Raw genomic sequence first — 24993 nt, forward strand, 5'->3', positions numbered from 1 at the left:
TTCGAGGGGGATGTGAGTAGGCATGGCCAATTTCTTCAAGTCGAACGTGCCGCAGTTCTCGGTGGACGTGTACCAGAACGAGTTCCTGCCGGAGGGCGCCGGCGAGGTCAACGCGATCGTCACGGTGACCTCGAGCGGCGGCGGCACGATGGGCAGGGCCGTCGCGGCGCCCCACCTGTACTCGCCCGGCGAGGGCCCGTCCGCGGCCGTGGCGATCATGGTCGACTGTTCGGGCTCGATGGACTACCCGGCGACCAAGATGCGCAACGCCCGGGACGCCACGGCCGCCGCCATCGACACCCTGCGCGACGGCGTGCACTTCGCGGTGATCGGCGGCACGCACGTGGCCAAGGAGGTGTATCCCGGCGCCGGGCGGCTCGCGGTCGCCGACGCCACCACCCGCGACCAGGCCAAACAGGCGCTGCGCAGGCTCAGCGCCGGCGGCGGTACGGCCATCGGCACCTGGCTGCGTCTCGCCGACCGGCTGCTGTCCTCCGAGGACGTCGTCATCCGCCACGGGATCCTGCTCACCGACGGCCGCAACGAACACGAGTCGCACGAGGACCTGAAGGCCTCCCTGGACGCCTGCGCCGGCCGCTTCACCTGTGACGCGCGCGGAGTGGGCACCGACTGGGAAGTGAAAGAAGTCACAGGAATCGCCTCCGCGCTGCTCGGCACCGCCGACATCGTCGCCGACCCGGCGGGCCTGGCCGCCGACTTCACGCGGATGATGGAGACGGCCATGGGCAAGGAGGTCGCGGACGTCGCCCTGCGCCTGTGGACGCCGGTCGGCACCACCGTGAAGTTCGTCAAGCAGGTCGCTCCCACCGTCGAGCAACTGACCGACCGCCGCACCGAGTCCGGCCCGCGCGCCGGGGACTACCCCACCGGTTCCTGGGGGGACGAGTCCCGTGACTACCACGTCTGTGTCGAGGTCCCGGCCGCGAACATCGGCCAGGAGATGCTGGCCGCCCGCGTCTCCCTGGTCGTCCCGCAGCCCGACGGCAGCACCCAGCCGCTGGTGGGCGCGCAGGGTCTCGTGCGGGCCGTGTGGACCGAGGACATGGTCGCGTCCACGTCGATCAACCCCCAGGTCGCCCATTACACCGGCCAGGCCGAACTGGCACAGGCCATCCAACAAGGCCTCGATCTGCGCAAATCGGGAGACTTCGACGGAGCTACGGCCAAACTGGGCAGGGCCGTTCAGCTCGCGAGTGCCTCCGGGAACGCCGATACTGCGAAACTGCTTGCGAAGGTGGTGGACGTCGTCGATGCCGCGACAGGTACTGTGCGACTGAAGACGAAGGTCGCTGAGGCCGACGAGATGACTCTCGAAACCCGGTCGACAAAGACTGTTCGTGTAAAGAAGTGACCTAGTAAAACCCTAGTAGGACACAGAAGGAGAGGGGGACGCGCCGACATGCCGACCTGCCCGAACGGACACCAGTCGGGTTCCGACGACTGGTGCGAGGTCTGCGGTCACCGCATGGCGGGTGCCGTGCCTCCGCCCCCTCCGCCGCCGCCCCCGGGCGGGGGCTACGGCTTCCCGCCGCCGCAGGGCCCGGGCACCCAGCCGGGTCCGCCCGGCGGCCGTGCGCCCGAGCCGGAGCTGTGCCCGCAGTGCCGCACGCCCCGTGAGGGCGGTGCGCCGTTCTGCGAGGAGTGCCGGTGGAACTTCCTGACCAACACGGCGACTTCGTACACCCCCGCCGCACCGCAGGGGCCCGGCCCCAACCCGGCAGCGCGCTTCCAGCAGCCTCCGGGTCCGTCGTACGGCGGCGGTGACGCGTACGACTACCAGGGCTCGCGCCCCTCACAGATGAACCGGCCGGCCGAACCCATCCCGCCGGGCCCGCCGTACGGCAACGGCCCGGGTGGACCGGGTGGTCCCGGTCAGGGCCCCGGCCAGGGTCAGGGCCCCGGTCCCGGTCAGGGTCAGGGCCCCGGCGGTCCGGGCGGTCCCGGCGGCTACGGCGGTCCTGGTGGCCCCGGTGGTCCGGGTGGACAAGGCGGCTACGGCTATCCGCAGCCCGGCGGGCCCCATGGTCCCGGCGGACCTGGGGGCCCTGGCGGTCCCGGCGGTCCCGGGCCTTTCGGTGCCGACCCGTCGCGGCCGGTTCCGCCGCCCCCCGGGCCGACCCCGCACGGCGGCCCCGGCGCACCCCAGGCTCCCCAGGCGTTCCAGCAGCCCGGTCAGCAGGGCCGGCCCGGTCCCGGCTACCCGCAGGACCCGAACCGGCAGCAGCAGGGCGGTCCGTCCTTCGGCGGCGGTGGCGACGACTGGGTGCTCCCCCCGCCGTCGTCCGGCGGTCAGGGCGGCCCCGGTCAGGGCGGCCCCGGCGGTGGCTACGGCTATCCGCAGCCCGGCGCGACCCAGGCGCCGCCCGCTCCCGGCCCCGGCTACCCGCAGCAGCCGTCGGCCTGGACGGCGACCATCGGTCCGGACCGCGACTACTTCATGGCGATGATGCAGCGCTCGGGCCCCGAGGCGGCGGGCCTCAACCTGCCCGCGTACTCGCCCGAGCAGCAGCGCGCCCTCACCGGCAACCAGATCACCATCGGCCGCCGCCGGCACTCCACCGGCGACACCCCCGACATCGACCTGGCGGTGCCGCCGGAGGACCCGGGCGTCTCGCACCAGCACGCGGTGCTGGTCCAGCAGCCGGACGGCTCCTGGGCGGTCGTCGACCAGAACTCGACGAACGGCACGACGGTCAACGGCTCGGAGGAGCCGATCCAGCCCTTCGTGCCGGTGCCGTTGCAGGACGGGGACCGGGTGCACGTCGGCGCGTGGACCACGATCACGATCCGGCGCGGATAGGTTCCTTCAGGCCGGCCGGGTTCCTCATGGCCGGGGCCCGAGGCGAGCCGGCCGGGTTCTCAGGCCAGGAGGGGCCACGCGTACGGCCCCTCCGGGTCGTCCAGCCACGCCCACTCGCGGTCCCCGCTGACCGTGATGCCGTAGCGCTCGCGGCGCGGCTGTCCCTCGCGCTCCCACAGCGCGTACGCCTCCTGCGGGTCGAGGCTGCCGCGGGTCAGGGCGAGCAGGAACCGGAACAGTTCGTGGTCCCTGGCCGGGCGCGGCACTCCGCCCAGCGGGGCCTGCTCCGGCTCGGGCCCGCCGCCGCGCAGCGGCACGAAGTAGGCGGGTGTGTGCAGGAAGCGCCCCTCGGCCTGCCCGGCCTCCGTCGCCGTCAGCGCGACCAGACCGGTCGCGAGCGGGGTCAGGATGCGGGCGCCGGGGCGGCACTGGGGCAGCCAGGCGGGCGGGATCGACTGCAGTGTGCAGGTCGCGATGATCCGGTCGAAGGGGGCGCGTTCGGGCACCCCACGCGCCCCGTCGCCGGTCACGACGACGGGGTGGTAGCCGGCGACGGCCAGGTGCTGCCGGGCCGCCTCGGTGATCTCCGGTTCCAGGTCGACGGTGGTGACGAGGTTGTCGTCGCCGAGGCGATGGGCGAGCAGGGCGGCGTTGTACCCCGTGCCCGCGCCGATCTCCAGGACCCGGTCGCCGTCCGCCACCCTCAGGTCGGCCAGCATCATCGCCATCAGCGAGGGCTGGCTGCTGGAGGAGACCAGTTCGCCGTCGCGCAGTCGGGTGGCCAGCGGGACATCGGCGTAGACGCCGCGCAGCCAGCGTTCGCGGGTGCGCAGGTCGGGGCTCTCGCCCCAGCGGCGCTCGTAGCCGCCCACGACGCCGACGTAGTAGTACGGCACGAACAGATGCCGCGGCACCGCCTGGAACGCCTCCCGCCACACCGGGTCGGCGTCCCACGCCCCGCTCTCGTCGATCTCACGCACCAGCGCCGCTCGCGCGGAAGCGGCGAGGTCGTTCAGTTTCTTGTCCAGAGCGTGCGCTCCCATACGTCCACTGTGCACCCTGGGCCGGGTCGGGCCTAAGCCTTGAGTCCTCGGTCCACCCGTCTGAGACCATGGACGACGTGAAAGAGATTCGGCGCGGCACGCTTCAGGAGCAGACCTTCTACGAGCAGGTCGGCGGGGAGGAGACCTTCCGCCGCCTCGTCCACCGTTTCTACGAGGGAGTCGCCGAGGACCCGATCCTGCGGCCCATGTACCCCGAGGAGGACCTGGGCCCGGCCGAGGAACGCCTGGTGCTGTTCCTGATCCAGTACTGGGGCGGCCCGACGACGTACAGCGACAACCGCGGCCATCCGCGCCTGCGGATGCGTCATGCTCCCTTCACCGTCGACCGGGCGGCGCACGACGCCTGGCTGAAGCACATGCGGGACGCCGTCGACGAGCTCGGCCTGTCCGAGGAACACGAGCACACGCTGTGGAACTACCTGACGTACGCGGCCGCTTCGATGGTGAACACCGCCGACTGAACAAGGGCGGTTGAGGCTCGGATTCCGGTCGCACGACCCCGGATTCCGGTCACAATCCGGTCAAGCCCGCCCCACAAGCGCTTACCCACGGGCCGTCCCCTCTGACAACATCGCCCGGAGATCAGGACGACGGCGGGGGAACGACGGAGCACGGCGGGGGGCCGGGTGACGGGGTGGGGCGGGGCCGCGAGATTCGTCATCCTGCGTGCCCGGGCGCACCGGCTGCTGCTCGCCGCCGCGCTGCTGACCGTCCTGCTGACCACGGCCGTCCTGGCGACCCTCGCCGCCTACTCGGGCGCGATCGGCGACGCGGCCCTGCGCCATTCCTTACGGGACCCCGGCAACGCCGTCGACACCGCACTGATCGTCAAGGCCGACGTGCCGGCCGACCGGCGCACGGCCGCCGACACCGCCGTACGGGACGCGGCCCGCAAGACCTTCGACGGCCTGCCGGTGACGGTGCGGACCCTGCTGCGGTCGGGCCCGTACGCCCTCCCCCGCTCCCTGCAACCGCCCGCCGAGCGGTCCGGGGACCCGGATCTGACCTTCTTCGCGGCCTTGGACCGCACGCAGGTGCGGCTCGTCGCCGGACGGCTGCCAGACCCGCGTGCCGGTGACGTCGAGGTGGCCCTCCCGCAGTTCGCCGCCCGCCGTCTCGGCCTCGAACCCGGCGCCCGCCTCACCGTCGCCGACCGGCTGGACGGCCCGGACGTACGCGTCACGGTCACCGGCCTCTACCGGCCCGCCCGGGCGGACGCGCCGTACTGGAAACTGGACGACCTCGGTGGACGCGGGATCAAGCAGGTCGACTTCACGACGTACGGTCCGCTGCTCGCCGATCCCGGCGTGCTGACCCGGGAGACGGTCAGCGCCGGGCCGTCGGCCTGGCTGGCGTCGGCCGACTTCTCGACGCTGACGACCGGACGGATCGACGCCCTGCGCGAGGCGGCCCGCGCCGAGGGTGCGGCGATGCGCGAGCAGCCGGTGCTCAGCGGCAGCACCGCCGCCTCCACCGACCTGCCCGACGTCCTCGACCGTCTCGACCGCTCGCTGCTCGTGTCCCGCTCCACGCTCCTGATCGTCGCCCTCCAGCTGGTGCTGCTCGCCGCCTGCGCCCTGCTGCTGGTGGCACGGCTGCTGAGCACCGAACGCACGGGCGAGACCCGGCTGTTGCTGGCCCGCGGCGCCTCCCGCCGCCGCGTCGCGGGCCTCACCGCCCTGGAGGCGCTGCTGCTGGCCGTCCCCGCGGTGGTCTGCGCGCCGCTGCTCGCCGGGCCGCTGACCCGGCTGCTGGCCGGGCAGGGGCCGCTGGCCCGGATCGGGCTGCATCTGGAGGTGCCGGCCGGGGGGCGCGCGGGGGTGTGGCTGGTGGCGGCGGGCGTGGCACTGGGCTGCGCGCTCGCGGTGACGCTGCCCGCGCTGACCTCGTCCTTCGCCGTCGGGCGGGCGCGTGCGCTGCCCTCCGCGATCCGCGCGGGCGCCGACCTCGGGCTGCTGGCGGTGGCCGCGGTGGCGTACTGGCAGCTGAGCCGCCGGACCACCGGTGCCGTGACCGGCGACGGCACCGGCACGCTCGGCATCGACCCGCTGCTGGTGGCGGCGCCGGCGCTCGCGCTGCTGGCCGGAACGGTCGTGACGTTGCGGCTGCTGCCGCCGGTGGCGCGGCTCGCCGAACGCCGGGCGGCCGGCGGGCGCGGGCTGACCGCGGCGCTGGCGGGCTGGCAGATCGCCCGGCGCCCGATGCGCGGGGCGGGCCCGGTGCTGCTGCTGGTCCTCGCCGTCGCGCTGGGCATGCTGGCGATCGGACAGGGCGCCTCCTGGGACCGCTCGCAGAACGACCAGGCGGACTTCCGCGCCGGTACGTCGGTGCGGATCCTCGCCGCCGGGGACGGCGGCCTCGGCCGCACCGACGAGTACGCGGCCGTACCCCGCGTACGTCAGGCCGCCCCCGCCGTACGCACCGAGCTGTCGCTCTCCGGCAACCGGACCGCGACCGTGCTGGCGCTCGACACCGCGCACGCGGCGGACGCCCTCCTGCTGCGCCCCGACCTGACGTCCGAGCCGGTACGGCCGCTGCTGGCCGGGCTGGGCCCGAAGGGGACGTCGGCGGGCGCGAGGGTCCCCGCGGGCACCGACCGGCTGCGGGTGACCGCGACCCTGCGCAGCTCGGCCGGACCGGGCACGACGGCGGACGTCACCGCCACCGTCCAGGACCGCTACGGCACCCCGTACCGGATCCCGGCAGGGGAACTCCCCTCCGACGGCCGCCGGCACACACTCGACCTGGACGTCCCGTCGGGTCCGCTCACGCTCACCGGCGTGGAACTGGTCATGCCGCAGCCGGTCGACCGCGCCGAGCGACACCGGTTCGCGCTGGACGAGTTGACCGCCGTCGACCCCGAGGGGACGGTACGGCGGCTGCCGCTGCCCACCGCCTGGAAGGCCGGGTCGGTCAGCGACGCGGAGGCGGCGGGCCCGGACGAGCGTACGAAGCCGACCGAGCCGCGCCTGAGCACGCCGTCGGGACGGCCGACGGTCGACTACGGCACGGGATACGTCCCCCGCGAATACACCTGGGTCCTCTCGTCGTTGACGCTGCGGCTCCGGGTCGCACAGCCCCCGCCGCCCGCTGTCACGGCCGTCGCGACCGACCGTTTCCTCACCTCCGCGGGCGCCCGCACCGGGCAGAGCGTGGACCTGGCGTTCGGCGGCGGGACCGTGCCGGTGCGGATCGTGCGCGCGGTGCGGGCGCTGCCGACCACCGAGGAGTCGACCGGAGGGGCGCTGCTGGTCGATCTCCGCTCGGTGAACCGGGTCCTGGAGGCGCGGTACGCGCAGAGCGTCACGCCCACCGAGTGGTGGCTGCGGACCGCGCCGGGCCGGGCGGGTGAGGTCGCGGCGGCGCTGCGGGCGCGGCCCGACACGGATCCGGCGCAGGTGGTGGTGCGGGACGAGATCGCCGAGCAGTTGCGCGACGACCCGTTCGGCGCGGGCCCCGAGGCCGCGTTCGCCGCTGCGGCCGGGGTGGCGGCGGCGCTGGCCGCGGTCGGGTTCGCGGTGAGCGCGACGGGTTCCCTGCGGGAGCGCGGCGCCGAGTTCGCGGTACTGCGCGCGCTGGGCGCCCCACGCCGGAGGCTGGCCCGCGCGGTCGCCGTCGAGCAGGGGGTGCTGGTGGCGCTGGCGCTGCTGGTGGGCACGGCCCTGGGCACAATCCTGACCCGGGCCGTGGTCCCGCTGATCGTGCTGACCTCCGAGGCCGCCCGGCCGGTGCCCGAGGTGCTCGTCGAACTGCCGGTCGGCGGGGTCGCCGTACTGCTGGCGGCGGTGGCGCTGCCTCCGGCGCTGGTCACGGGGGTGCTGGCGCTGCGGCGGGCGGATCCGGTCACCTCGTTGCGGGAACAGGGGGGCGAGTGACGTGAGTTCGACCATGGCGCCATGGGTGCGTACCAGGCTGCGGACCGCCCCCGGCGCCGCGTGGGCGCTCGCGCTGCTGGTGGCGCTGACCGCGTCCTTGGCCGCCGCGTTCCCCCTGGCCGTCGACCGGTACGGTGACGCCGGTCTGCACCGGGCCGTCGAGCAGGCCGGGCCGGAGCGGAGCGGTGTGCAGATCGCCGCCCCGCCCCCGGACCTGCTGCTGCCGCAGACACAGCGGGAGGACGCCCTGCGTCCCGACACCCTGGCCCGGCAGTACGGCCAGGTCCGCGCCCTCGTCCCCGGGCCGCTCACCGTCGACCGCGGCCAGTCGGCGTACGGCGTGCGGACGAGGACCGACCTGGAGACGTCGGACCCCTGGCTGCCGAGGCCGACCGGGCTGCCCGCGCAGGTGTCCCTCGTCGCCCAGGCGGGCCTCGCCGACCACGCGCACCTGCGGACCGGACGCCTCCCGCTCGCGACCGGCCGAGTGACCGCAGCGACGGCCGAGGTGGAGGCCGCGGTCACCGTCGAGACCGCCAGGAGCCTGCGCATCAAAGCCGGTTCGGTGATCCACGTACCCGGTGTGGAACGCGGTCCCCTCGCCGTCCGCGTCACCGCGATCGTCACCCCGCGCGACCCGTCCGGTGCCTACTGGTCGGCCCAGCCCCTCCTGCGCACCCCCACCCTCGTCCGCCTGCCCGGCCCGTCCTCGGACGCGGACCGGTACTGGCTCGGTGCCCTCCTGCTCGCCCCCGAGGCGGCCCCGGCGATCCTGGGAACCCCGGGAAACCCTTGGCGCTACTGGCAGTTGACACCTTCCGACGACTCCCTGCACGCGTACGACGTGGACCGGCTGCGATCCGCGGTCGCCTCCCTCGAGTCCGGCCCGGCACTGCAGAAGGTGCGCACGGCGATCGGCGACCTCGCGGACGAGTACACCGACGGTGTCACCGACGTGAGCACCGACCTCGACGAGGTACTCGCCTCCTACGCCCGGCTGCGCGAGGGCGTCGACCCGCTCGTGGCCGTCGCCGCGTTCGGCACCGGCACGGTCGCCGCCGTCGTCCTGCTGATGGCGGGCGGCCTCGCCGCCGACCGCCGCCGCACCGAACTCGCCCTCCTGCGCGCCCGCGGCGCCTCCCTGCGGGGCGTGACCGGCCGACTGCTCGCCGAGACCGCGGTGACCGCCCTCCCCGCGGGCGCCCTCGGCCTCACGGCCGCGCTGCTCGCGCTCCCCGCCCCCCGCGCCCTGTCCGCCGTCCTGGCAGCGGCGGCGGTCACCGCCCTCGCCTGCGCGGCCCTGCCCCTGCGGGCCGCCGCCGCACACCGGACGGTACGCGTCCACGGGGGCCGCGAGGACGTGACGTCCGTACGTCCGTCCCGACGCCGTACGGTCGCCGAGCTCACGCTGGTGGTCCTCGCGGCCGGCGCGGTCGAGAGCCTGCGCCGACGCGGCACGTCGGGTTCCGCCGGGGACCAACTGGTGGCGCTCGCCCCGGTGTTGATCGGCGTGATCGCGGCGCTGGTCCTGGTCCGGCTCCATCCGCTCCCGCTGCGGGCGCTGGCCCGGCCGGCCGGCCGGCTGCGGGGCGCGGTGGGCCACCTCTCGCTGGCCCGCGCCGGCCGCACCTCCGCCTCCGCGACACTGCCCCTCCTCGCCCTGCTGACCGCCCTGACCACCGCGGCCTTCGGCGGCTCGGTCCTCGCCGGGGTGCGCGAGGCCCGCGACCACGCGGCCCTGCTCACCGTCGGCGCCGACGCCCGCATCGAGACGACCGGCCCCCTGCCGGCCACCCTGCCCGACCGGATCCGCCGGACCCCGGGCGTGGCCGGGCTGGCGGAGGCGAGCATCACGTACCAGGCGAAGCCGGACGACGGTCGGGTGACGGTACCGGTGGTGGGCGTGGATCCCGGGGACTACGCGTCGCTGGCGGCACGGACGGGTATCGGGGCGTTCGGGGAGGGGGAGTTGACCGCCGGGGGCGGGGAGGCGGGGGCGGGTGCCGCAGGTGATGCAACGCCGGGGGCGGGTGCCACCGGGGGCGGGGAGGCGGGAGCGGGTGCCACCGGGGGCGCGAAGACGGCTTCGACTGCCGCAGGTGATGCAACGCCGGAGGCGGGTGCCACCGGGGGCGGGGAGGCGGGAGCGGGTGCCACCGGGGGCGGGGAGGCGGCTTCGACTGCCGCACGTGATGCAACGCCGGAGGCAGGTGCCGCCGGCGACGCGAAGGCGGGTTCGGCTGCCGCAGGCGCCGGGACGTTGGGGGCCGGCGCCACCGGCGACAGGAAGGCGGGCTCAGCAGCCGCAGGCGACGCGGCGCCCCTGCCCGCGCTGGCCTCCCCCGCCACCGCCGCTGCGTACGGCACCCGCCCCTTCCCGGTCCGAATGGAGGACGGCAGCACGGTCACCGTCCGGATCGCCCTCGTCCGGGACGGCACCCCGGCGGTCTCCGGCGCCCACTTCCTGGTCGTCGACCGCGCCGGACTCAGCGGCACCGCCGCCCGCCCGACGGCCCTGCTGATGACCGGCGACCACCTGGACGCCGGGGCGCTGCGCCGGGCGGCGGGCGAGTCGACGACCGTCCGGCTACGGTCCGAGGAACGCGCCCGGTTCGTCGACTCCCCCCTCCAGTCCGGCGCCGAACGCGTCTACACCGCCGCCGTGGCGGCCGGCGCCGGCTACGCGGTCCTGGCCCTCCTCCTCGCCCTCCTGCGCGCCGCCCCCGAACGCACCGCCCTGCTGGCCCGCCTCCGCACCATGGGCCTCACCCGCGCCCAGGGCCGCCGCCTCCTCGTCCTGGAGTCCCTCCCCCAGGCCGTACTGGCAGCCCTCGGCGGCACCCTCACGGGCTGGGCCGCCATCCGCCTCCTCTCCCCGGGCATCGACCTGACGACCATCGCCCTGGCCTCGACGCAGTCCCCTCCGGGCAAGGCCGAACTCCACACGGACGCCCTGTCGTTGACCGTGCCGGCGCTTGCGGTGCTGCTGTTGGCGGTGGGCGTGGCGGTGGGGCAGGCGTGGTGGTCGGGGCGGCGGGGATCGGTGCGGGAGTTGAGGGCGGGGGATGCGCGTTGACCACATCCACATGTCTGCGCTGCTCCGGCTGCGGGCAGTCGTGCTGCTAGGAGACCCCGGATGACGACGAACCCCACCCTCACCGACCTGACCCACCGCGCCGCACAAGACCGCAACCGCCCCACCTACGGCCACGACGCCCTCATCACCTGCGACCGCCTCGTCCGGATCTTCACCACGGACGGCATCGAAGTCCAAGCCCTCCAGGGCCTCGACCTCCTGGTCCGAGAAGGCGAACTCATGGCTCTGGTGGGCGCGTCCGGCAGCGGCAAGTCCACCCTCATGAACATCCTCGCCGGCCTGGACACCCCCACCGCCGGCGCCGCCCGCGTGGCCGGCCGCGACCTCCTCACGATGACCGCGAAGGACCGCCTCGCCTACCGCAGAGAAGTCGTCGGCTTCGTCTGGCAGCAGACCTCCCGCAACCTCCTTCCCTATCTGACCGCCGCCCAGAACGCCGCTCTCCCGATGCAACTGGCCGGACGCACCCGCACCCCCAAGTCCCGCCGCGCCCACACCGAACGCGCCCTGGAACTCCTCGACCTGCTCGAGATCGCGGACTGCCGCGACCGTCGCCCGCACCAGATGTCCGGCGGCCAGCAACAACGGGCCGCCATCGCCGTGGCCCTCGCCAACAACCCGGCGATCCTGCTCGCCGACGAACCCACCGGCGAACTCGACTCCCACACCGCGGAACAGGTCTTCGCCGCCTTCCGCACCGCGAACGAGCAGCTCGGCACCACCATCGTGATCGTCACCCACGACCAGGCGGTCGCCGGCGAGGTCCGCCGCACGGTCGCCATCCGTGACGGCCGTACCTCCACGGAGGTCCTGCGCCGCAGCGAGGTGGACGCGGCGACCGGCCACGAGACGCTGGTCGCCCGGGAGTACGCCATGCTCGACCGCGCCGGCCGCCTCCAGCTCCCCGCCGACTACACCCGAGCCCTCGGCATGCGCGACCGCGTGGCCCTGGAACTGGAGGCGGACCACATCGGCGTATGGCCGGACGACAGCGGCCACGACTGATCACGCGCCGCCGTCCGTAACCGAACCGAAATGCCGCACGGGTATTGACGCACCCCGCACCCGCTGCCATGGTTACCGGCATCGAGACATCAGATGTCTGACGTCAGACGCCTGATCCCCTCGATGCCACCCTCGCATCCACGCCGTACGGTGGCTCCAGACCCGCCCACGCCCGCCGGAGGCCCAACGATGTCGCTCTCCGAAGACCTCGCCGAGCGCCTGCTCAGCGCGATCATCGACGGCACCTACCCGCCGGACGCCGCCCTGCCCCCGGAGGCCGAGCTCGCCGAGCAGTCCTCCGTGAGCCGGCTGACCGTACGCGAGGCGGTGAAGCAGCTGCGTGCACAGAACGTCGTACGCGTGGTCCGCGGCCGCGGCACCTACGTGAACTCCCCGGACCGCTGGACAGCCATGGCGGCAGTGATCCGCGCCGCGTCCCACTCCTCGCACACCTCGCTCTCAGAGCGCCTCATCGAGGCCCGGCGCCTCATAGAGAACGGTGCGACGGAACTGGCCGCGCTGCGCCGCGACGAGACCCACCTCGCGGAGCTGCGCGAGCACCTCGCCACGATGCGGGAGGCCGCCGACGAGGCCGACACGGAGAAGTTCGTGCAGGCGGACATCGACTTCCACGCCACGGTGATGCGGGCGACGAACAACCTCTTCGTCCCGCTCCTCTTCGAGCCCTTCGGCGCCCTCCTCGCCGAGGGCCGCCGCGAGACCTCCGCGATCCCCCAGATCCGCGTCAACGCGATCGCCCACCACGAGGCGGTCCTCCAGGCCCTCGAATCCGGCGACCCGGACAAGGCCCGCGAGGCGATGAGCGCCCACATGAACCAGACGGCGGACGACTACCGCACCCACGTCCTGAAGTCCGGCGAGTAGCGGAGCCGACACCAGCCGCACCCCGCCCGCGCGGGCGGGCGCCACCGCCCCACGGTCACCACGACCCCAGGTCACCGCGGGCGGGCGCCACCACACGCGGTCACCACCGCACCGCCACCGCCCCGCGGCCACCACCTCAGGTCACCACGGGCGGTCACCACCCCACAGTCACCGCCCCGCGATCACCCACCCCAGGTCAACACGCGCGTGGTCAACACCCAACGGTCACCACCGTGGGGTGGTCACCACCCATCGGTTACCACCCCAGAGCCCCCACCCCGGGGCTCCCCATCCCACAGCCGTCACCGGACCGTCACCGGCCCTCGTCGGCCCCCATACGCCCTCGTCGGCCCTCGTCGGCCCTAGTCGGCCTTCATCGGCCCTCGTCCAAGAACCCACATCACGGCCCCCGGCCCGCGTCCCCTTCCCACACCCCCTCCCAGGAACCGCCATGTCCCTACCCCGTCATGCCCTCCCGGAGCCCCAGGTTCTCGCCGGTCTCCCGCCCGTCAGGGAGGTCGCCCCCGCCGAAGTGGCGGCCAGGATCGCGACGGCCCCGCGCCTCGCCGTCCTGGACGACGACCCCACCGGTACCCAGACCGTCAAGGACATCCCCGTCCTCACCACCTGGACGGTCGACGACCTCCGCTGGGCCCTGCGCCAGAACAGCCCCGCCTTCTTCGTCCTGACCAACACCCGAAGCCTCTCCCCCGACGACGCGGCCACCCGCAACCGCGCCATCGCCCGAGCCCTTCACGAGGCGTCCCGGGCCGAGAACGTCCCGTACGTCATCGCCTCCCGCGGCGACTCCACCCTCCGCGGCCACTTCCCCCTGGAGACCGACGTCCTCATTGAGGAGTTGGCGACGGTCGGCGCCGCCCCCGACGGCGTCGTCCTCGTCCCCGCCTACATCGAGGCCGGCCGCCTCACCGTCGACTCGGCCCACTGGATGCGCACCCCGGACGGCCTTCTCCCGGTGGGTGAGAGCGAGTTCGCGAAGGACGCCACCTTCGGCTACACCTCGTCCTCCCTCCCCGAGTGGGTGGCGGAGAAGACCAAGGGCCGCACCCCCGCCGACAGGGTCCTCCGCATCACTCTCACCGACCTGCGCACCGGCGGTCCCGCCCACGTCAGCGAGCAACTCCGGACCCTCCGCGACGGCGCCACCGCCGTAGTGGACGCGGTCTGTGACGACGACCTCCGGGTCCTCGCCCTCGCCGCCGCCGAGGCGGAGGAGACGGGCACCCGCCTCCTCTACCGGGTAGGTCCCTCCTTCGTCCGCGCCCGAGCCGGCCAGCCCGCGCACCCCCCGCTCACCACCCCCGAGCTCGCCACGCTGCGCGCACCGTCCCCGCACGGCCTGATCGTCGTCGGCTCCCACGTCTCCCTGACCACCCGCCAGCTGAACCGACTGCGCGAACAGGCGGGCGACCTCGCCGAGTACGAACTCGACGTGGCCCAACTCCTCGACCCGGCCCGCCGCGACCCGCACATCCACGAGACCGCCACGGCCGCGGCGACCGCCCTCGGCACGGCCGACACGGTCATCCGCACCACGCGCACGGTGGTCACGGCCGCCGACCCCGACGAGAGCCTCGCCATCTCCCGGAACGTCTCCGCAGCCCTCGTGGAGACGGTCCGCCTGATCACCGCGGCCCGCCGCCCGGCGTTCGTCATCGCCAAGGGCGGCATCACCTCCAGCGACACCGCCACCCACGGCCTGGAGATCCGCCGCGCCTGGGCGCGCGGCACCCTGCTGCCGGGCATCGTCTCGCTGTGGCAGCCCGTCGACGGCCCGGCCGCCGGCATCCCCTACATCGTCTTCGCCGGGAACGTCGGCGGCGACGACGCCCTCGCCGACGCCCTCGCCCTGCTGAGGAGCGCCGCCTGATGCTGCTGACCGGACCCGAGGGCCTCAAGGCCCTGACCACCGCGTACGAGACCGGCCGAGCCCTGCCCGGCTTCGTCGCGTACAACCTGGAGACGGTCCAGGGCATCGTCGCCGCGGCGGAAGCCCACCGGGCCCACCGGGCCCACCCGGACCACCCGGTCCTGATCCAGGCGGGCTCGAGCGCCTTCAAGCACGCGGGCCGCGACGCCCTGATGCGCCTCGCTCTCGACGCGGCCGCCGCCTCCCCGGCTCCCCTCGGCGTCCACCTCGACCACAGCCGCGACCTCGACGAGATCACCGCCTGCCTCCGGGCCGGCTACACCTCCGTGATGGTCGACGGCTCCCACCTCCCCTTCGCCGAGAACATCGCCCTGACCCGCGAGGCGGTCCACCGTGCCCGCGACCACGGCGCCTGGGTGGAAGCCGAACTGGGCGCCCTGGCGGGCGACGAGGACGTCTCCACGAACGCCACCGCGGCCCCCACCGCCATGACGGACCCCTCGCAGGCAGCGGAGTTCGTGGCCGCGACGGGGGTGGACGCCCTGGCGGTGGCGGTCGGCAATGTCCACGGCTTCACCACCCACCCCGTACGCCTGGACCTGGACCGCCTGGCCGCGATCCACTCCGCCGTCCCGGTCCCCCTGGTCCTCCACGGCGCCAGCGGCCTCCCCGAGAACCAACTCCTCGCCGCCCTGCCCCGAGGCGTCGCCAAGATCAACGTCAACGCCGAACTCCGCCGCGCCTACCTCCAGGCAGTGAGCACCCGACTCCCCACGGCACTCCCGGGTTCCGACGTGGTCAGCCTCTGGTCGGCAGGACGGGACGCGGTGAAGGAAACGGCGACCCTCATCATCACCCAACTCGCAGAACCCAGCCCTTTCACCTCCAACCCTTCGACCTCCAGCCCCTCCACTTTCAGCCCCTCCGGCGTTTGAGGAGCGGGGTCTGGGGCGGAGCCCCAGGTTCGGGACGGGAAGGGGCGGCGGGGGCGAAATTGCAGGGCAACCCACCCACCCGGCACCCGCACCCGCACCCGCACCCGCACCCGCACCCGCACCCGCACAACGCCTCGGCCCGAACTCCCCCGCTCTCAAAGGAAAGGCACCCCACCAATGCACCCCCGTCCCCACACCGCGGTGATCGGCCTGGGCGCCATGGGCCTCCCCATGGCCACCCACCTCGCCGCCCACCTCCCCGTCACGGCCTACGACATATCCGAACCCCGCCTCGCCCAGCTCACCGCGGCCGGCGGAACGCCCGCCCCCACCCCCGCCGACGCGGCCCGCGACGCCCACGTCGTCCTGCTCGCCGTACGCGACCAACAGCAGGTCGACACCGCCCTCTTCGGCGAGCACGGCGCGGCCCGAACCCTCCGCCCCGGCGCCACCGTCGTCCTCACCAGCACGGTCGGCCCGGACCACGCCCGCACCACGGCCGCCCGTCTCGCGGAGAACGGCATCCTCACCGTCGACGCCCCGGTCAGCGGCGGCCCGGTCCGCGCCGGGAACGGCGACCTCCTCATCGTCGTCGGCGCCGAGGACAAGGCACTCGACCTGGCCCGCCCGGTCCTCGACCTGCTCGCCTCCACCCTCACGGTGGTCGGCCCCCGCCCGGGCGACGGTCAGGCGCTCAAGGCGATCAACCAGCTCCTCGCCGGCGTCCACATCGCCGCCGCCGCGGAGGCGATCGCACTGGCCCGCGGCCTCGGACTCGACCCGGAGACCGTCGTCGAGAGCCTGCGGCACGGCGCGGCCGGTTCGTTCATGTTCGCCGACCGCGGCCCCCGCATGGTCGAGACGTACGAGAACGACGCCGCCCCCGAGGTGAAGTCCCGCCTGGACATCTTCGTGAAGGACATGGGCATCGTCACCGGCATCGCGCGGGACGCCCACGTACCGGTCCCGCTCGCCTCGGCGGCCCAACAGCTCTACCTCCTCGGCGAACGCGCCGGCCTCGCCGCCCACGACGACTCCTCCGTCGTCACCGTCCTGTCCCCCAAGGACCCCAAGGACGCCAAAAACCCCAAGCTCCCCCAGTCCCCCGAGTCCCCCAAGTCCCCCAAGTCCCTCGTCTCCCCAGACCGGAAAGGAGAGGGCCGATGAGCCACACCACCCTCCTCCTGATCGCCGCCGCCGGCGTCGCCACCCTCCTGCTGCTGATCCTGCGCGCCAAGGTCCAGCCGTTCGTCGCCCTGGTCGTCGTCTCGATCGGCGTCGCCCTCACCGCGGGCGTCCCGGCCGCCGACCTGGTGAAGACCATCGAGGACGGCATGGGCTCCACGCTCGGCCACATCGCCACGATCATCGCCCTGGGCGCGATGATCGGCCGGATCATCGAACTCTCCGGCGGCGCCGCCGCGTTCGCCCACTCCCTCATCGACCGCTTCGGCTCCAAGCGCACCCCCCTCGCGCTCACCGTCGCCGGTTTCGTCCTCGGGATCCCCGTCTTCTTCGAGGTCGGCCTGATCATCCTGATGCCGATCGCGTACGGCGTCGCCCGCGCCTCCCGCAGGCCGCTGCTCGTCTACGCCCTGCCGATGGGCGCCGCGATGCTCACGGTGCACGCATTCCTGCCCCCGCACCCCGGTGCGGTCGCCGTCACCCAGGCCATCGGGGCCGACCAGGGCCTGGTCCTGCTGATGGGCATCCCGGTCACCGCGGTCGTGATCCTGCTGGGCTACCTGATCTCGCGCCGGATGACCCGCCGCGAATACCCCATGGACCCGGCCCTGCACGCGGAGATCTACGGCGCGGAGACCACCCCCGGAGCCGACGCCGACGGAGCCGACGGAGTCCCTGACGGTTCCGCTCCCGTCGCCGCCACGTCCCGGTCCGACGACGGCCACGGCACCGCCGTCCTCACCAAGCCGGCGGCCCCGACGACCACCACCCCGGCCGTCCGCCCGCCCTCCTTCGGCACGGTCCTCACCCTGATCGTCACCCCGATCCTGCTGATCCTCGCCGGCACCCTCGGCCAGAACCTCCTCGCCGACGGCTCCGCCCCGCGCGCCGTCCTCACCGTCCTCGGCGCCCCCATGGTGGCACTGCTGATCGACGTGGCGCTGTGCGCGTACATCCTGGGCGCCCGCCGCGGCTGGGACCGCGCCCACATCGCGAGCGTGATGACGTCGGCCCTGCCGCCGGTGGCGATGGTGATCCTGGTGGCGGGGGCGGGCGGTGTCTTCGGCAAGGTGCTGGTGGCGAGCGGCATCGGCAACGCGATCGCCGACGTACTGGACCGCAGCGGCCTGCCCGCGCTCGTCCTCGCCTTCCTGATGGCGCTCACCCTGCGCGCCGCCCAGGGCTCGACGACAGTGGCCCTGATCACCACGGCGGGCATCCTCGCGCCGCTCCTGCAGCGCGCCGACCTGTCCACCGGCCAGCTCTCCCTGGTCGCCCTGGCGATGGGCGCGGGCGGCCTCGCCGTCTCGCACATCAACGACGCGGGCTACTGGATGTTCACCAAGCTGACCGGCCTGGACGTGGCCTCCGGCCTGCGCACCTGGACGGTCCTGACGACCACCATGGGCGTCATCGGCTTCGGCCTGACGGCCGCCCTCTGGCCACTGGTGTAGCGAGGACCGCCGCCGGTCGTGCGGGATTGCGCCGGTGCAGCGGGGCCCTTGACATGGCGAGGCCGTCGGCACGGCGGGAGTTCAGCGGACGCTGACGTCCAGCGCCCCAAGTCCCGCCCTGCGTACGGCGATCGACCCGTACGGCGTGCGCAGCCTGAGCCAGGCGCCCGACGAGAACAGCCCGAGCGGCGCCTCGTCGGGCGCGTGCGTGGTGCCGGGCACAGCCGGACGCAGGAACCCCAGCGACTGGGCCGCGTGCACGGCCCGCACCGGCAGCCCGGTGTCCCCGACCGTCCGGGACCAGATCTCCCGACCGATCCGGTCGAGTTCGGCCCTCGTACGCGCCTCGGGCGCCAACTCCTGCGTACGGGACCGGAATTCGGCGATCACGGCGGCGACCGTCGCCCGCAGGGCGTCCGGCTCCGGCAGTCCCGCCTGGACCCGCCACCCGCCGCGCGGCGGCAGCACCCCGGCCCACGGCGGCCCGGTCACCGCCCCCGGAACGCCCACGGTGACCGCGGCCTCGTCGATGGACTCCAGAAGCTCGCCCGCGGACACGGTCACGTCCAGCGTGACGTCGAGCCCGTCCTCGTACGGCTTGGCGAGTCGCACCGTACGGATCGCCAGTACCTCGAAGGACGGCGGCCGCCCGAAGACGGCGAGCGCGGTGCCGGCCGCCTGGAGGCGCACCGCTGCTCCACGGTCGTAGTGGAGCAGCCGGGAGAGGAAGGCCGCGAGATCCGCCGCCTCCCCCTCGTCGGCGAGGTGGAGCACCGTCATGCGGCGACGGCCTCCCCCTCGGCGGAGTCGTCACCCCGGTCGTCGCGGTACTCCTCCAGGAACTCACGCTCCTGAGCCGTGAGCCGGCGCGGCCGCTGCGCCTCGAAGTCGAACGGCACGATCACCGTCGAGGCCTGGACATAGACCTGGTCCGGGTCCTTGACCTCGTACACGATCGTGAAGGACGCCGCCCTTATCTCCGTGATCCACAACTCGACGTCCACCGGCGTGTGCCGGTGGACCAGCTGCCGCTTGTAGTCGATCTCGTGGCGCGCCACCACGGACCCCTGCTTGAAGTCCTTGTCCGGCCGGAACAGGAAGTCGATACGGGCTTCCTCCAGGTAGCGGAGGAAGACCACGTTGTTGACGTGGCCGTACGCGTCCATGTCCGCCCAGCGCAGCGGGCAGCGGTAGATGTGCCGCAAGATCAGCCCCGGGTCAGCTTCTTGTAGGTGGCGCGGTGCGGACGCGCGGCGTCCGCGCCCAGCCGCTCGATCTTGTTCTTCTCGTACGACTCGAAGTTGCCCTCGAACCAGAACCACCTGGAGTCACCCTCGTAGGCGAGGATGTGCGTGGCCACCCGGTCCAGGAACCACCGGTCGTGGGAGACGACCACGGCCGCGCCCGGGAACTCGAGCAGCGCGTTCTCTAGGGAGGACAGCGTCTCCACGTCGAGGTCGTTCGTCGGCTCGTCGAGGAGCAGCAGGTTGCCGCCCTGCTTGAGGGTGAGCGCGAGGTTCAGGCGGTTGCGCTCACCGCCGGAGAGGACTCCGGCCGGCTTCTGCTGGTCCGGGCCCTTGAAGCCGAAGGCGGAGACGTACGCCCGCGAGGGCATCTCGACCTGGCCGACGTTGATGTAGTCGAGCTCGTCCGAGACCACGGCCCACAGCGACTTCTTCGGGTCGATGTTCTCGCGGCCCTGGTCGACGTAGGCGATCTTGACGGTGTCGCCGACCTTGATCGTGCCGGAGTCCGGGGTCTCCAGACCCTGGATCATCTTGAAGAGGGTGGTCTTGCCGGCGCCGTTCGGGCCGATGACACCGACGATCCCGTTACGCGGCAGCGTGAACGAGAGATCATCGATGAGGACCTTCTCGCCGAAGGCCTTGCTGAGGTTGTTGACCTCGACGACGACGCTGCCCAGACGCGGGCCCGGCGGGATCTGGATCTCCTCGAAGTCCAGCTTCCGCATCTTGTCCGCCTCGGCGGCCATCTCCTCGTAGCGGGACAGTCGCGCCTTGGACTTGGCCTGACGCCCCTTGGCGTTGGACCGGACCCACTCGAGCTCTTCCTTGAGCCTCTTCGCCCGCTTGACGTCCTTCTGGCCCTCGACCTTGAGGCGGGAGGCCTTCTTGTCGAGGTACGTGGAGTAGTTGCCCTCGTACGGGTGCGCACGGCCGCGGTCCAGCTCGAGGATCCACTCGGCGACGTTGTCGAGGAAGTACCTGTCGTGGGTCACGGCGACGACGGTGCCCGCGTACTTCGCGAGGTGCTGCTCCAGCCACTGCACGGACTCGGCGTCCAGGTGGTTGGTGGGCTCGTCGAGCAGCAGCAGGTCGGGAGCCTCGAGCAGCAGCTTGCACAGCGCGACCCGTCGACGCTCACCACCGGAGAGGTTGGTGACGGCCCAGTCGCCGGGCGGGCAGCCCAGGGCGTCCATGGCCTGCTCCAGCTGCGTGTCCAGGTCCCACGCGTTGGCGTGGTCCAGGTCGTCCTGGAGCTTGCCCATCTCCTCCATGAGCGCGTCCGAGTAATCGGTCGCCATGAGCTCGGCGACCTCGTTGAAGCGCCTGAGCTTGCCCATGATCTCGGCGGCGCCGTCCTGCACGTTCTCCAGGACCGTCTTGGACTCGTCGAGCGGCGGCTCCTGGAGGAGCATGCCTACGGAGTAGCCGGGCGACAGGAACGCGTCACCGTTGGACGGCTGCTCGAGCCCGGCCATGATCTTGAGAACGGTGGACTTACCGGCACCGTTAGGACCGACCACACCGATCTTCGCGCCGGGCAGGAAGCTCAGCGTCACGTCGTCAAGGATCACCTTGTCGCCGTGCGCCTTACGCGTCTTGCGCATGGTGTAGATGTACTCAGCCAAGAGAAACCGTCCGGCAGCTTGAATTCTGGCAGTGGGCAGATACACCCCATCTTGCCTGACGTCCACCCTCGGGTGGTAACCCATATGGTCGGGGGGCTGCAGCCCGGGGCTTCACTGCTGACAGGAGTAGCTCGACCGTCACTGTCGGTCGCCGTTGGTCGGCCTCGGGGACCCCGGACGGCACGGGGGACGGCCCGGCCCGGGGTGCCGCTCCCCCACCGCGCCGGGCTATCGTGCCGCCGTGACGAGCGCAGCGGAGCGTCCCCTTCTCTTCCTCGACGTCGACGGTCCACTCATCCCGTTCGGGTCGTCGTCCGCTAACCCACAGGCCTCTACGACCCACCCCTCGACGCCTGCCGATCAGGGCAACCCACTGCTGAAGCGGCTCGACCCCGGGGTCGGGGCGCGCCTCATGGCTCTGGGCTGCCGCCTCATATGGGCCTCGACCTGGATGGAGGAGGCGAACGAGACCGTCGCTCCGCGCATCGGACTGCCGAGGCTGCCCGTGGTGGAGTGGCCGGACGTCCGTGCTGAGGAAGGCCCGCGCGGCCTGCACTGGAAGACCCGTCCCCTTGTCCAGTGGGCCAACGGCCGGCCGTTCATCTGGGTCGACGACGAGATCAGCGCGATGGATCGTCAGTGGGTCGCCGCCGGCCACCCTGGGCCGTCGCTGCTTCATCAGGTCGACCCGGCCAAAGGCCTCGAAGACGCCGACTTCTGTGCGCTCGCCGATTGGCTCCGTGCCCTCGCGCCGAAATGATCAGCGCATCGCGAGTCCTATGTACTGGTCTCCCCACTGAGTTCCGACGTATGGCCGTGTGCCGGGCGAGTTCCCTGGACGGCGCCCGCGACTGCCGGCGGTGGAATGCGTCGCCGTTGCGGCCGTTGCCGCTGGACCTGTCACGGCGGCGGTGGACGGGAACCCCGCCCCGTTTTCGGGGAGCGGGGTTCCGGCTGTCTGGTGTTACGGGCAGGTGGCCGCCGTATCGATTCTGATGCCGGTCACGGTCAGCGACGAGACGAAATAGGTATTCGAGTTCGGCGCGAGGCAGAAGTACCGGGTGGTGCCGCCGTCGAGATAGCGCAGGTACGCCCGGTCGTCGTTGCGAGTGTTGACCACCCAGTCAGCGCCCCGGCTCGCGGAGCCGAGGGTCTGGTAGGAGCCGGTGACGTCCTGATAGGAGGCGGTGGGCGCGTTCGCGCGGATCGCGCTGTCATTGGGGTAGAAGCACACACGGGGGTAAGCGCATCCGTAGGCGGAGTCGGCGGAGGCGGGCGGAGCCATCACGGTCATGGCGCTGACGACGGCTGCGGCGGCCGCGCCGATGCTGGTGAGCCTTCTGGTCATCTTCATGAATCGTCACATTGCTGGCTGAGGGGCCGGGAAGGCCAGATCTGCCGTGGAAGTGACGTCTTCGTGGGACGCCCCGTCTGTTGACCTGCGGGGATGTCGGCCGTCGTGACGGTTTCCCGGGACGAGCGGCCTTGTAGGTGTCTCCAGACCTCTTGAGCAAGCAGGTTTGACGCCTGGCCGGCTAGGTCGCGGTTTCTGTGATGAGGACGGCGGTGGTGACCGGGTCCGGGGTACCGGTAGTGGCTGAGTCGGCTACGGCGGCCCGGACGGCGCGGGCGACTTCCAGTGGATGGTGTCCGGGGGCGACCGCGAGCTGGACCTCGATGTGTCGGCCGGGTGGATCGTCATGGTGTTCCACCTTGACCGGACGGCTTCCCAGTACGGCGGTGAGTCGGGCGACGCCCGGGACGGCCGCCGCGACGTCGGCCAGCTCCCCGGCGGGCCCCGGCATGGGTCCTGTTTCGGTCGCCGGGTGAGAGCTTCGCGCGGCTGTACCTTCCGACGGGGGCTTCATGGCCCTCTTTGAGGTTCGCGACCTGCCGACTGTCTCCGGGCCCTCATGGAGATCTGTGACGCACAGGTCAGCTGTCACGGCGGCAAGGCCGAGCCGTTCGGCGGCGGTGCTGAGCAGTGTGCTCCTCAGCTGGTCGGCGGTCTCGGGCAGCGGCTGCCCGAGGGATGCGGTGAAGGCGGCTTCGATCCTGAGCGGTCCAGGCGGTAGCGCGCTGGCCGGTGGACGGACGGCCGGCTCGGACACGGGCTCGAGCGGTGCCGACCCGATGCGCAGAGACTCCAGCCGAACACCGGGAATCTCAGCAGCAGCGCGCCCGAGGACCCGGACGGCCGCTTGCTCAGTGATCCATGTCCCGTCGTCGGGCCCGCCGAGCGGGAGCAGCCGACCCAGGTCGAGGTGGCGCCGGACTGCCTGCATCCACGCCTCAGTCACCTGACCTCTCACCGCCTTTCCCTGCATGGCCCATGGCCGCGGTTCTCTCGCTGCCACGCTGCGCCCGAGGTCCCCAAAGGGCTTCTAGCGGGGGCGCTCGTGGCACTCGCACCGCTCCGCCTCATGATTCGCATTTCGGACAATGGGCACTAAGAAGAACTATAGTATTAACAGTGGTGCCAGGTGGGCTCCTTGATTGAGGGAGGAATGGGCTCGATGACCTCGATGACCTCGATGACTGAGAACACCGGCGTAAAGCAAGTCGGTGCGCCCGGCTCTCGCGGCCGGACGGCCATCGCCGATGTGGTGGTGGAGAAGATCGCCGGAATGGCGGCACGGGACGTGCTCGGCGTCCACGCCCTGGGCAGCAGAACCGCACGCTCGATGGGATCCATGCGGGAGCGGATGCCCGGTGCTGATAGTGGCAAGTCCGTCACGCGCGGCGTCAGTGTCGAGGTCGGCGAGCGGCAGGCGGCCATCGATCTGGAGATCGTCGTCGACTACGGCGTGTCGATCACGGACGTCGCCGGTGCAGTTCGGGAGAACGTGATCTCCGCTGTGGAGCGGATGGCGGGCCGCGAAGTCGTGGAAGTCAACATCATGGTCAGCGACGTGAAGCTGCCCGACGAGGAGGACGAAGGCGAAGAGCGGCAGCGGATCCAGTAGCCGGGGCGGAGCAGCCCGCTTGAGTGAAGGAGCGCGTGATGAGCAGGGCCGTGGTGGGCTTGATGGCCGGAATGGCGCTGGGCTTCGCCGCGTATTTCGGTGACTTCTGGGCTTTCCTGCTGGTGCTGGGGCTGGGCGTGGTCGGCCTTGTGGTCGGGCGGCTCACGGAAGGTGATTTCGAACCGGGCGACTTCGTCCGCCGCCGCGACCGGCAGGAGCGGATCCGCGATGACCGGCGACGGGCTCGGGGAGACTCGCTGCGGTGACCGGTGAAGCCGCTCGGCGTCCGGGCATCCCCCGCGGGGAGCGCGGTGCGACCACCGTCGCCGACCGGGTCGTTGCGAAGATCGCCTCCCAGGTTGCGCGCGATGCGCTGAGCCGGTTCACCGAGTCGGCCGGCCACGTACCACCCGGCCGCCGGACACCACGCGTGACCACAGCCGTGCGGCGGGCACCGGAGCGGGATGCCGCAGGACGAGACGGCGAGTCTGCCGTCAAACGGCAGGCGGTGCTCGGCGAGGTGCGGATGCGTATCACCGTGGAGCTCGGCTATCCGTCCGACATCGGGGCACAGTGCGCCGCAGTGCGCCAGGAGGTCACCGAACGGCTCAGGACGTGGGCCGGCATGGACGTCCCCGACCTCGCGGTGTCGGTCGAGAGGCTGCACTCGGTGCACTCGCGGCACACTGACCAGGAGAGGGTGAGATGAGCGCGAACACCTGGCGGCAGCCGACCGGCGACAGCGATCTCTCCGACCTCTCCCCCGATCACGGACAAGCAGCTCCGTCCACCGATGGCCCACCGAGCGCGGGCGCGACGGCAGCGGTCGATGAATCGGGCCAGTATGAATCGGGCCGGTCGGCACGCCGTTTCTGGTCCGCGCGGCGGATTCCCGCGGCCTTGGCAGCCCTGCTGTCCGCCGCGGCCGTCGGATTTCTCCTGT

At 72.7% G+C, this 24993-nt stretch carries 21 protein-coding genes and 1 pseudogene; 16 read left to right on the forward strand and 6 right to left on the reverse strand.

Translation table 11 applies throughout. From position 1 onward, the window contains the following. Nucleotides 1-22 precede the first annotated feature (22 nt). Both ACFWWR_RS05630 and ACFWWR_RS05635 read left to right on the forward strand, forming a co-directional pair. Complete coding sequence (locus ACFWWR_RS05630; protein ID WP_383874422.1) at nt 23-1372, forward strand: VWA domain-containing protein; 1350 nt, start codon at nt 23-25, stop codon at nt 1370-1372. A gap of 48 nt (nt 1373-1420) precedes the next feature. After that, nucleotides 1421-2821, forward strand: coding sequence for an FHA domain-containing protein (locus ACFWWR_RS05635; protein ID WP_384302096.1), 1401 nt, complete (start codon nt 1421-1423; stop codon nt 2819-2821). Nucleotides 2822-2880: 59 nt separating this feature from the next. Here the strand turns inward: ACFWWR_RS05635 and ACFWWR_RS05640 are convergent, their stop codons facing one another. Continuing rightward, nucleotides 2881-3864 carry a methyltransferase domain-containing protein gene (locus ACFWWR_RS05640; RefSeq protein WP_384302098.1) on the reverse strand — a complete coding sequence of 328 codons (984 nt, stop codon included), beginning with the start codon at nt 3862-3864 and terminating at the stop codon, nt 2881-2883. A gap of 68 nt (nt 3865-3932) precedes the next feature. On the opposite strand from ACFWWR_RS05640, the gene ACFWWR_RS05645 reads away from it, so the two are divergent. From ACFWWR_RS05645 to ACFWWR_RS05685, 9 genes are all read left to right on the forward strand, one after another. After that, nucleotides 3933-4346 (forward strand): globin, encoded by a 414-nt coding sequence (locus ACFWWR_RS05645; RefSeq protein WP_383874427.1) that lies wholly within the window; start codon nt 3933-3935, stop codon nt 4344-4346. Nucleotides 4347-4511: 165 nt separating this feature from the next. Further along, nucleotides 4512-7760, forward strand: coding sequence for an FtsX-like permease family protein (locus tag ACFWWR_RS05650; protein ID WP_383874429.1), 3249 nt, complete (start codon nt 4512-4514; stop codon nt 7758-7760). Between the two features lie 13 nt (nt 7761-7773). Continuing rightward, nucleotides 7774-10836, forward strand: coding sequence for an FtsX-like permease family protein (locus ACFWWR_RS05655; protein WP_384302122.1), 3063 nt, complete (start codon nt 7774-7776; stop codon nt 10834-10836). A 60-nt stretch (nt 10837-10896) separates the two neighbouring features. Further along, the gene (locus ACFWWR_RS05660) at nt 10897-11862 is read left to right on the forward strand and encodes an ABC transporter ATP-binding protein (RefSeq protein WP_383874431.1); all 966 of its coding nucleotides are present in this window, start codon (nt 10897-10899) and stop codon (nt 11860-11862) included. Between the two features lie 189 nt (nt 11863-12051). Beyond that, nucleotides 12052-12747, forward strand: a complete 696-nt coding sequence (locus ACFWWR_RS05665) for a FadR/GntR family transcriptional regulator (RefSeq protein ID WP_383874432.1) — start codon at nt 12052-12054, stop codon at nt 12745-12747. Between the two features lie 451 nt (nt 12748-13198). After that, a complete protein-coding gene (locus ACFWWR_RS05670; protein WP_383874434.1) occupies nt 13199-14638 on the forward strand; it encodes a four-carbon acid sugar kinase family protein in 1440 nt (479 codons plus the stop codon). Beyond that, nucleotides 14638-15573, forward strand: coding sequence for a class II fructose-bisphosphate aldolase (locus tag ACFWWR_RS05675; RefSeq protein WP_384302101.1), 936 nt, complete (start codon nt 14638-14640; stop codon nt 15571-15573). Before ACFWWR_RS05670 ends, ACFWWR_RS05675 begins: the two co-directional genes overlap by 1 nt. Nucleotides 15574-15750: 177 nt before the next feature. Next, entirely contained in the window at nt 15751-16740 is a 990-nt protein-coding gene (locus tag ACFWWR_RS05680; RefSeq protein WP_384302104.1) for an NAD(P)-binding domain-containing protein, read from the forward strand. Beyond that, nucleotides 16737-18212, forward strand: a complete 1476-nt coding sequence (locus ACFWWR_RS05685; protein WP_384302106.1) for an SLC13 family permease — start codon at nt 16737-16739, stop codon at nt 18210-18212. Before ACFWWR_RS05680 ends, ACFWWR_RS05685 begins: the two co-directional genes overlap by 4 nt. A gap of 81 nt (nt 18213-18293) precedes the next feature. Here the strand turns inward: ACFWWR_RS05685 and ACFWWR_RS05690 are convergent, their stop codons facing one another. Genes ACFWWR_RS05690 through ettA form a run of 3 tightly spaced genes read right to left on the reverse strand, consistent with a single transcriptional unit; the run spans nt 18294 to nt 21084 of the window. Beyond that, entirely contained in the window at nt 18294-18992 is a 699-nt protein-coding gene (locus ACFWWR_RS05690; RefSeq protein WP_383874441.1) for a hypothetical protein, read from the reverse strand. After that, entirely contained in the window at nt 18989-19417 is a 429-nt protein-coding gene (locus ACFWWR_RS05695) for an acyl-CoA thioesterase (protein WP_383874443.1), read from the reverse strand. Before ACFWWR_RS05695 ends, ACFWWR_RS05690 begins: the two co-directional genes overlap by 4 nt. Nucleotides 19418-19419: 2 nt before the next feature. Then, the gene (ettA, locus tag ACFWWR_RS05700) at nt 19420-21084 is read right to left on the reverse strand and encodes an energy-dependent translational throttle protein EttA (RefSeq protein WP_383874445.1); all 1665 of its coding nucleotides are present in this window, start codon (nt 21082-21084) and stop codon (nt 19420-19422) included. Nucleotides 21085-21325: 241 nt separating this feature from the next. On the opposite strand from ettA, the gene ACFWWR_RS05705 reads away from it, so the two are divergent. Beyond that, complete coding sequence (locus tag ACFWWR_RS05705) at nt 21326-21844, forward strand: HAD domain-containing protein (RefSeq protein WP_384302108.1); 519 nt, start codon at nt 21326-21328, stop codon at nt 21842-21844. 204 nt (nt 21845-22048) lie between these two features. Here the strand turns inward: ACFWWR_RS05705 and ACFWWR_RS05710 are convergent, their stop codons facing one another. Beyond that, entirely contained in the window at nt 22049-22438 is a 390-nt protein-coding gene (locus ACFWWR_RS05710) for a hypothetical protein (protein WP_383874449.1), read from the reverse strand. 181 nt (nt 22439-22619) lie between these two features. Next, complete coding sequence (locus ACFWWR_RS05715; RefSeq protein WP_384302110.1) at nt 22620-23411, reverse strand: hypothetical protein; 792 nt, start codon at nt 23409-23411, stop codon at nt 22620-22622. A gap of 207 nt (nt 23412-23618) precedes the next feature. Here ACFWWR_RS05715 and ACFWWR_RS05720 point away from each other — a divergent pair, with 207 nt between their 5' ends. The 4 genes and pseudogenes from ACFWWR_RS05720 to ACFWWR_RS05735 all read left to right on the forward strand — a co-directional run. After that, complete coding sequence (locus tag ACFWWR_RS05720; protein WP_189887140.1) at nt 23619-24050, forward strand: Asp23/Gls24 family envelope stress response protein; 432 nt, start codon at nt 23619-23621, stop codon at nt 24048-24050. Nucleotides 24051-24088: 38 nt separating this feature from the next. Then, nucleotides 24089-24316, forward strand: coding sequence for a hypothetical protein (locus ACFWWR_RS05725; protein ID WP_383874453.1), 228 nt, complete (start codon nt 24089-24091; stop codon nt 24314-24316). Beyond that, complete coding sequence (locus ACFWWR_RS05730) at nt 24313-24759, forward strand: Asp23/Gls24 family envelope stress response protein (protein WP_383874455.1); 447 nt, start codon at nt 24313-24315, stop codon at nt 24757-24759. The genes ACFWWR_RS05725 and ACFWWR_RS05730 overlap by 4 nt, the downstream gene beginning before the upstream one ends. Next, a pseudogene (locus tag ACFWWR_RS05735) lies at nt 24756-24993 on the forward strand (hypothetical protein); the annotation flags it as partial. The gene ACFWWR_RS05730 and the pseudogene ACFWWR_RS05735, both read left to right, overlap by 4 nt.

It is taken from the genome of Streptomyces sp. NPDC058678 (assembly GCF_042714835.1).
Classification (GTDB): domain Bacteria; phylum Actinomycetota; class Actinomycetes; order Streptomycetales; family Streptomycetaceae; genus Streptomyces.